General features: G+C 62.9%; 4 protein-coding genes. All 4 read left to right on the forward strand.

The genetic code is table 11. The annotated features are described in order from the left end of the window. Positions 1-406, forward strand: a 406-nt coding sequence (locus EOA86_RS26505) for an ATP-binding cassette domain-containing protein (RefSeq protein ID WP_164891996.1), incomplete at its 5' end; no start/stop codon positions are given. Beyond that, the gene (locus EOA86_RS26510) at positions 393-1,244 is read left to right on the forward strand and encodes an ABC transporter permease (RefSeq protein ID WP_127212290.1); all 852 of its coding nucleotides are present in this window, start codon (positions 393-395) and stop codon (positions 1,242-1,244) included. The genes EOA86_RS26505 and EOA86_RS26510, both read left to right, overlap by 14 nt. Position 1,245: 1 nt before the next feature. Beyond that, positions 1,246-2,553 carry a cytosine deaminase gene (locus EOA86_RS26515; protein WP_065012273.1) on the forward strand — a complete coding sequence of 436 codons (1,308 nt, stop codon included), beginning with the start codon at positions 1,246-1,248 and terminating at the stop codon, positions 2,551-2,553. Beyond that, on the forward strand, positions 2,553-3,679 hold a 1,127-nt coding region (locus EOA86_RS26520; protein WP_164891997.1), incomplete at its 3' end, for an FAD-binding oxidoreductase. The genes EOA86_RS26515 and EOA86_RS26520, both read left to right, overlap by 1 nt.

Below are 3,679 nucleotides of genomic sequence, written 5' to 3' on the forward strand. Positions count from 1 at the left end.
TGCCGTGCCGCGCGAGCTGTCCGGCGGCATGAAGATGCGCGTCTCGATCGCCCGCGCCATGGTGACCAAGCCGCGCGTGCTTTTGATGGACGAGCCGTTCGCAGCGCTCGACGAGATCACCCGCTTCAAGCTCAACAACGATCTTCTGGAGCTATGGCAGGACGAGCATTTTACCGTCGTCTTCGTGACCCACAGCGTCTTCGAAAGCGTTTTCCTCTCCAGCCGCGTCGTCGTCATGGCGGCGCGACCGGGCCGGGTGTTCAAAGAACTCGTCATCGATGCGCCCTATCCGCGCAATGAAGCCTTCCGTACTTCGCCCGCCTATGCCGCGCTTTGCCGTCAGGCGTCCGATGTGCTGATCGGCGCCATCAACTCAACTGCCGGACCGCACCATGACGGCCATTGAAGAACACGTGCTGAGGCTCGATCCCGAGGAGGCGCGTCGCGTGCGCCAGGAGCGGCTCGAGCGCATCGGCCGATGGGTGCTGCCGCTGGCGATCATGATTCTGGCCATCTGGCTGTGGGACCGCATCTGCGTCTGGAACGACATCCCGAAATATATCCTGCCGCGCCCCGGTGTGGTGCTGCAAACGCTTTTTGACGATGCCGGGCTGCTGTTTTCCTCGCTGCTGGTGACGCTCAGGATCACCTTCCTCAGCCTGCTTCTGGCCGTCGTCGGCGGTGTTGGGTTGGCGGTCCTGTTCGCACAATCGAAATGGGTGGAGATGTCGTTCTTCCCGTTTGCCATCGTCCTGCAGGTGACGCCGATCGTCGCGATCTTCCCATTGATCAACATCTACGTCGACAACCAGACGACGAAGCTTCTGCTATGTGCCTGGATTGTCGCCTTCTTTCCGATCCTGTCCAACACCACGCTCGGCCTCAATTCCGTCGACCGCAATCTGCGCGACATGTTTAGGCTTAACGGCGCGACCCGCTGGCAGCAATTGCGTTATCTCAGGCTGCCGGCAGCGATGCCGTATTTTCTCGGCGGGCTGAAGATCGCCGGCGGCCTGTCACTGATCGGCGCGGTGGTGGCCGAGTTCGTCGCCGGGGCAACCGGCCAGTCGTCGGGGCTTGCCTCTCGCATCATCGAGGCCGGTTACCGGCTTAACGCCCCGCGGCTGTTTGCGGCCCTGATCCTGATCTCGTTCACCGGCATTCTGATCTTCCTGGTGCTGTCGCTGATCTCGCATCTCATTTTGCGGCGCTGGCATGAAAGCGCGCTGAAGCAGGAGCGATGAAATGTTGGAGATACCGGCCTCTGGTCCTTACCATCTCACCAACGTCCGGCTTCACGCATCACTGACGCCGGGCCTTGCCGCAGCCTTCGATGCCGACGGCTTTGCGCTCGCTGATATCGCCGTCGCCGACGGCAAAATCTCCAGCATCGTCGCGCATCGCCAGTCCAATTCGCCCGCAGCTGCCGCCGACCTCGGCGGCCGCGTCGTCATGCCGTGCTTCGTCGACTGCCACACGCATATCGACAAGGGCCATATCTGGCCTCGAAAACCCAATCCGGACGGCACGTTCATGGGCGCGTTGAACGCCACCGGCGCCGATCGCGCTGCCCGCTGGAGCGCAGACGACGTTGCCCGCCGCATGGCTTTTTCGCTGCGCTCAGCCTACGCGCACGGCACCAGGGCTATGCGAACCCATCTCGACAGCGTCGCGCCGCAGGAAGAGATCTCCTGGCCGGTGTTCGAGACGATACGGGAGAAATGGCGTGGCCGCATCGAGCTGCAGGCGGCCTGCCTGCTTGGCATCGAAGGCGTGCGCGACAGGAAGTGGTTCGAAAGGCTGGCCAAACGCGTCGCCGCGGCCAATGGCGTGCTCGGCGTCGTCACCTATATGCTGCCGGACCTGGAAGAGCTTCTCGACCAGGTGTTCGCGCAGGCGATCAAGCATGGCCTCGACCTCGATTTCCACGCCGACGAGACTGACGATATCTCGGCGATCTCGCTGAAGAAGATCGCAGAGGCGGCCTTGTGGAACGGTTTTGAGGGAAACATCCTCGTCGGCCACTGCTGCTCGCTGGCACGCCAGCCCGATCTCGATGTGCTCGACACGCTGGATAAGGTGGCGAAGGCGAGGCTTGCCGTGGTGTCGCTGCCGATGTGCAATCTCTATCTGCAGGACCGGCGCGGCGACAAGACCACGCCGCGCTGGCGCGGCGTGACGCTGCTGCACGAGATGAAAGCGCGCGGCATTCCTGTCGCCGTCGCCTCCGACAATACCCGAGATCCGTTCTACGCCTATGGCGATCTCGACATGCTGGAGGTCTATCGCATGGCGACGCGCATCCTGCATTTCGATCACCCGGTCGGCGATTGGCCACAGGCGGTGACTTCAACGCCGGCCCAGGTGATGCGGCTCGACGGTTTCGGCACCCTTGCAGCCGGCGGCGCCGCCGATTTCGTCGTCTTCAAGGGGCGGAGCTGGACGGAATTGCTGTCGCGGCCTGAATCGGATCGCATCGTGGTGCGCGACGGCCGCGCCATCGAGCGCCAATTGCCCGATTATGCCGAACTCGATGATCTGATGGTGGGATGATGGACCTGGCTACGCTCAAACGCGATCTCGACGGTCTGAAGATCGACGACCATCCGGCGATCGTCCAGCAAAAGAGCCGTGACTTCTACTGGTACAGCCCGGTGCTGAAGCAACAGCTCGACCATGTGACCGGCGATCTGATCGTGACACCGAAGACGGAAGACGAGGTGATCCGAGTGCTTGCCGCCTGTCACCGGCATGGCGTGCCTGTGACGCCGCGCGGCAGCGGCACCGGCAATTACGGGCAGGCGATGCCTTTGTCCGGCGGCGTCGTGCTCAATCTCGCCGAAATGAAAGCAGTCAAGACGATCGCGCCCGGCCGCGTCGTGACCGGACCCGGTGCCGTCCTCGCCGACATCGACAGGGCGACGCGCGCGCATTCCGGCCAGGAGCTGCGAATGTCGCCATCGACCTATAACACCGCGTCGATCGGCGGTTTCGTCGCCGGCGGATCGGGCGGCGTCGGCTCGATCCGCTGGGGTGGGCTGCGCGACCTCGGCAATGTCATCCGGCTCAGGACCGTGACGATGGAGGCGGAGCCTCGCATCATGGATCTTACCGGCGAAGAGGTGCTGAAGGTGATGCATGCCTACGGCACCAACGGCATCATCACCGAGGTCGAGATGCCGCTGACCGCATCTTACGACTGGATCGACGTCATCGTCGGCTTCGACGATTTCATGGATGCGGCCGGCTTCGGCAACGATCTCGCCATTCAGGACGGCATTCTAGCGAAGCTGATCACGCCGATCGCCGCGCCCATCCCTTACGATTATTTCAAGCGGCACCAGCGGTTTTTCAGGCGCGAGCAAAGCATCGTCGTCTGCATGATCACGCCGCATGCCATGGACGCCTTTGTCGCTCTTACTGCGCGCAGCAAGGGCGAGATCGTCTTCCGCGCCGACAACGAGGCCGATCTCAAGGGCCTGCCGCCGGCCTATGAGCTGACCTGGAACCACACGACGCTGCGCGCCATCAGGGTCGACCCGACGATTACCTATCTGCAGACCCGCTATCCTTCGCCGGATCATCTCGCTTACGTCAAGGCGATGATCGACCGCTTCGGCGACGAAGTGCCGACACATCTCGAATTCATCCGCTTCGACGGCGCGATCGGCGTGGCCGG

This window comes from Mesorhizobium sp. M5C.F.Ca.IN.020.32.2.1 (assembly GCF_004023105.1).
In the GTDB taxonomy this organism is placed as follows: domain Bacteria; phylum Pseudomonadota; class Alphaproteobacteria; order Rhizobiales; family Rhizobiaceae; genus Mesorhizobium; species Mesorhizobium wenxiniae.

Coding starts and splice junctions, on each gene's coding strand:
- EOA86_RS26515 (WP_065012273.1), top strand. CDS start 1,246: ATGTTGGAGATACCGGCCTCTGGTCCTTACCATCTCACCAACGTCCGG.
- EOA86_RS26510 (WP_127212290.1), top strand. CDS start 393: ATGACGGCCATTGAAGAACACGTGCTGAGGCTCGATCCCGAGGAGGCG.